The 4,821-nt window shown below is 50.7% G+C and carries 4 protein-coding genes; 1 reads left to right on the forward strand and 3 read right to left on the reverse strand.

Annotated elements, in window-relative coordinates; translation table 11 throughout:
- The 3 genes from rnt to HKN88_05065 form a co-directional block, all read right to left on the reverse strand.
- Window positions 1–569: ribonuclease T (rnt, locus tag HKN88_05055; GenBank protein NNC97421.1), on the reverse strand; the 569-nt coding region annotated here is incomplete at its 3' end.
- A 34-nt stretch (window positions 570–603) separates the two neighbouring features.
- Window positions 604–1,650: a dihydroorotase gene (pyrC, locus tag HKN88_05060; GenBank protein ID NNC97422.1), complete on the reverse strand. Its 1,047-nt coding sequence runs from the start codon at window positions 1,648–1,650 to the stop codon at window positions 604–606.
- Window positions 1,651–1,680: 30 nt separating this feature from the next.
- Window positions 1,681–3,198 (reverse strand): leucyl aminopeptidase family protein, encoded by a 1,518-nt coding sequence (locus tag HKN88_05065; GenBank protein NNC97423.1) that lies wholly within the window; start codon window positions 3,196–3,198, stop codon window positions 1,681–1,683.
- Between the two features lie 254 nt (window positions 3,199–3,452).
- Between HKN88_05065 and aceE the strand changes: the two genes are divergently transcribed.
- Window positions 3,453–4,821: pyruvate dehydrogenase (acetyl-transferring), homodimeric type (aceE, locus tag HKN88_05070; GenBank protein NNC97424.1), on the forward strand; the 1,369-nt coding region annotated here is incomplete at its 3' end.

The following is a 4,821-nucleotide window of genomic DNA, read 5'->3' on the forward strand; positions in this document are numbered from 1 at the left end:
TTGGCAATGGCACAAAACAGGTCGGCGGTGACTTCCGCATCGTAGGCGGCGGAGTGCGCCTTGTCATTATCGTAGGGAATCTTGGCGGCTTCGCAGGCCCGCGATAAAACGGTTTGCCCATACACCACACCACCCAAGGTAGCCGTATCAAAAGAGGTGAAGGGATGGAAGGGATTGCGTTTGTGCTTAACGCGTTCAACTGCGGCATTCAAAAACCCCAGATCAAACCAGGAGTTGTGTCCAACCAGAACGGCACGTTTGCATTCCAGCAGTTTTTTTTCTGCCCGAATCACTTTAAAAATCTTGTCCAGAGCTTCGCGTTCGCTAACCGCCATGCGCAAAGGATGGTCGAGTTGAATGCCGGTAAAGTCCAGTGCCGATTGTTCTATATTGGCGCCTTCAAAGGGTTCAACATGATAGCGGATGGTTTCCATTCGCTGTAATTGAAAGTTTTTATCGATACCCAGGGTGACCGCCGCAATCTCCAGTAATGCGTCGGTCTCTGAATTAAAGCCGCCGGTTTCAACATCCACAACCACCGGGTAAAAACCACGAAAACGGTTTTTCATCCAGATCTTTTGTTCGGGACTGTAGGATTTAGGATCAAGCATGCACGACTTTCCATTGCAAAGTATTACTTGCATGGAAGGGGATTATGAGCTCGCCACCAAAGTCGTAGGATTCCGGCACATGCCAGGGCTCTTTACGCATGGTAATGTATTCGGCGTTCTGCTCGAGGCCGTAAAATTCCGCGCCATGAATGCTCGCAAAGGCTTCGAGTTTGTCCAGGGCATTGGCTTGTTCAAATACTTCGGCGTAAAACTCCAAAGCCGCGTGGGCTGAATAAATGCCAGCACAGCCACAGGCATTTTCTTTATTGCTGCGGGAGTGTGGGGCGCTATCGGTACCCAGGAAAAAGTTTTTGTTATCCGAGGTAGCGGCTTCCACCAGTGCTTCCTGATGCAATTTGCGTTTCAGGATTGGTAAGCAATAAAAATGCGGTCGGATGCCACCCTGAAAAATGGCGTTACGGTCGTGCATCAAATGTTGTGGGGTGATGGTAGCAACCACATTGGCGGTAGCCGAATTAACAAACTGCACAGCGTCACGGGTGGTGATGTGTTCCAAAACGATGCGTAGATCTGGAAAACGACGGTGCAGCGGGATCAGGGTTTTATCAATAAACACTTTTTCGCGATCAAATACATCCACTTCGTGACCGTCCTCATCCACCAGTGCCTCGCCATGGATCAGTAAGGGGATGCCGGCGTCCGACATGGCTTCCAGTACCGCAAAGGTGTTTTCAATATTGGTCACACCCGCCGCCGAGTTGGTTGTGGCACCGGCCGGGTAGAGCTTTAAAGCCTGAATGTGTTCCGAATCGGCCACTTTGTGTATTTCGCTGACCTGGGTGCTGTCGGTTAAATACAAGGTCATCAAGGGCGTAAAATCACTGCCCTCGGGTAAGGCGGCAAGAATGCGATCCCGGTAGCCTAACGCCGATTCCACCGTGGTCACCGGAGGCTTGAGGTTGGGCATCACGATCGCTCGCCCGAATTGAGCCGCGGTATGCGGTAAGACCGACCGCATGGCGGCGCCATCACGCAAATGCAAATGCATATCGTCGGGTTTGATCAGATTCAGTTCCATAATTGCCTTTGGTGTACTGCTTATGTTTGCTTATTTTAACCGATTCATGATGTCGGATTGTTCGATCAGGCGTGTGGTGTAACGCACCCCAAATCCGGTTTGCTTACTTGGGATATGGGCCAGGCCACCTTCGTTTTCCGAGGCCGAGAGATCCATGTGCACCCAGGCGCAACGATTATCCACGAATTTATTCAAAAAGCGCGCGGCCAGGATGTGGTCGCCGCCGGGCTTAGTGGAGCATTGCAGGGTATCGGCCACCTTGCTTTCCAGATTGGTATCGTAGTCCTCGTCCTGCGGGAAGGGCCAAACCCGCTCACCGGTCTTTGCCCCATGCTCGACCAAAAGATTGTGCAATTGTGGGCGATTGGTGAACACACACGAATATCGCGTGGTCACAGAATAAACCGCGGCACCAGTCAGGGTGGCGTAATCCAGAATAAGTTTGGGTTTGGTTTTGCTGCACATCGCCAGCGTGTCGGCCAGGGCCATGCGACCTTCGGCGTCACTGTGGATCACCTCTATGCTGGTGCCATTTGAGGCTGTGACCACATCGTTGGGTTTATAGGCGTGGGCATCGATGTGATTTTCGGTAATGGCCAACCAGCAATCAATGCGTAGATCCGATTTTAACTGGCTTAAAGCGTACAGACTGCCGAGGGCGGTGGCCGACCCCCCCATGTCACCTTGCATGCCCAACATGTAATTGGCCGGTTTCAGGTTGGTACCTCCGGTGTCAAAACAAATGCCTTTGCCGACCAGAGCGAGATCGGCGGGCTCATCAGGACTGCGTCCAGAAGGGGTGTAACTCAAATGCACAATGCCGGCGTCTTCATGTGGATTGCCCTGAGCGACGGCCAGAAAAGCCTCGGCGCCAAGTTTTTTCAGATCCATGATGGAATGAAAACGGAATTGCCAGCGTTTGCGTTTGGCCAGGGCCTCGGTCAGTTCCACGTAATTACGACTGTTCAAAACATTCGGTGGCAGGGCAGTCAGCCAGCGAGCCAGATTGTTGCCGGCCGCTTCGGCTTTGATGCTGTTCACATCCAGACCTTCAGGTGCCTGGTATAAGGCCAGCGATTTGATCTTGCTTTTATTTGTTTTGGATTTCGCATGCCATAACTTGAAACTCGCCGCATACGCTGCGGCCACCAGGTCTTCACACAATTGCTTGTGGGTGTCGTGTGAAAAGCCCAAAACGAACAGACCAATGTTCTCCGCTTTGGCGGCAAGCGCATTGCTGCAGAGATGACGCATCTGGGTGAGATTTTTAAACGCACTACGATTTTTTTGTACCACGCCCAGGCTGACGCCCGTCAAGCCACGGTTTGGCAAGTGCGAACTCAGCGCAAGTGCGGGATTTTTTTTATCCGCTTTTTCATACATTTGTTTAAGTGCACTACCATAGGGCAAATCTTTCCAGAGCTTGGGCTTAACACTGTCAGCGATCACCACAATGATGTGATCGAGTTTATTAATGGCGGTTTGTGATGCGGGTTTATTTGAAACCGATAGTTTAGGAAGGCTTAAAACAGGTAATTTAACAGGCATAAGTAATCCTTTGGATTTATTGAGGTGCTATACGCTTATTCATTTTTTTTGTACCACAGCGCACTCGAAAAAAGCAGTATACAACGGATATTGGCATTCCCCGCGTGTATCCCGGACTAAATGTCCGGCCAAACGATTACTGTGTGGCTTTGTGAAGCCTAATGACATGATTTTTTATACTGGATACGTCATAATCAAAGGTTAGTTAGAAGTAGAAGAATTTTAAATCAACATATAAAGCGTAAAGCAAATCCATGACTGATCACTCAACAAATCATACCTATGGCGGCATTCAACACGAAGACGTCGATCCAACCGAAACGCATGAATGGCTGGAGTCTATCGACTCCATTGTTAAGGTGCATGGCACTGAGCGGGCGCACTTTTTGCTTGAGCACATGGTTGATCATGTGCGCCGCTCTGGTGGTTATTTACCGTTCAGCCAAAACACCGCATATCTGAATACCATTCCGGTTGGACAACAACCAAATTACCCGGGCGAACGGCATTTGGAAAAACGCATCGAAGCCTACCTGCGGTGGAATGCCATGGCCATGGTGGTGCATGCGAATCGCAAGAACACCGAGTATGGTGGACATATTGCCAGTTATGCGTCTTCCGCCATTTTGTATGAAGTGGGTTTTAATCATTTCTGGAAAGCACCACAAGAAGGGCATCCGGGTGACATGATCTTTGTGCAAGGGCATTCGTCGCCAGGCGTTTATGCACGCGCTTATCTGGAAGGCCGCATCAGCGAAACGCAATTACGCAATTTCCGTCAGGAAGTCACAGTGTTCGGTAACGAAGAGCCGGGACTGTCTTCGTATCCACATCCCTGGTTAATGCCGGACTTTTGGCAATTCCCGACGGTGTCCATGGGGCTCGGTCCGATGATGGGAATTTATCAAGCACGTTTTCAACGTTACATGGAAAACCGCGGTCTCACCCCAAAATCCGATCGCAAGGTCTGGTGTTTCCTCGGCGATGGTGAAATGGATGAACCCGAATCAATGGGGGCGATCACTTTGCCGGTGCGAGAAGGTCTCGACAATCTGGTGTTTGTGATCAACTGTAATTTACAACGTCTCGACGGCCCGGTACGTGGCAACGGCAAGATCATCCAGGAACTCGAATCTTCCTTCCGGGGTGCGGGCTGGAATGTCATCAAAGTCATCTGGGGTTCACGTTGGGATCCGTTACTGGCCAAAGACAATCAGGGATTATTGCGTAAACGCATGGAAGAATGTGTGGATGGCGAGTATCAGAATTTCAAAGCCAATGATGGCGAATACGCGCGGCGCGAGTTTTTTGGGAAATACCCAGAGCTGCAAGCCATGGTTGCCTCAATGTCCGCCGAAGAGATCCAAAGACTCAATCGTGGCGGTCACGACGCCTTAAAAGTGTATGCCGCGTATGCCGAAGCCATGCAAAACAATGGCCGTCCAACCCTGATCCTGGCCAAAACCGTAAAAGGCTATGGCATGGGTGCGGCCGGTCAGGCGCAAAACACCACACACCAACAAAAGAAATTGAGCAAAGATGACCTGGTCGCTTTCCGTGACCGCTTCAACATCCCGGTGTCCGACGCCCAGATCGATGATCTGCCGTTTGTGAAACCCGAAG

The sequence above is a fragment of the Gammaproteobacteria bacterium genome (genome assembly GCA_013001575.1).
Lineage (GTDB): Bacteria > Pseudomonadota > Gammaproteobacteria > Steroidobacterales > JABDMI01 > JABDMI01.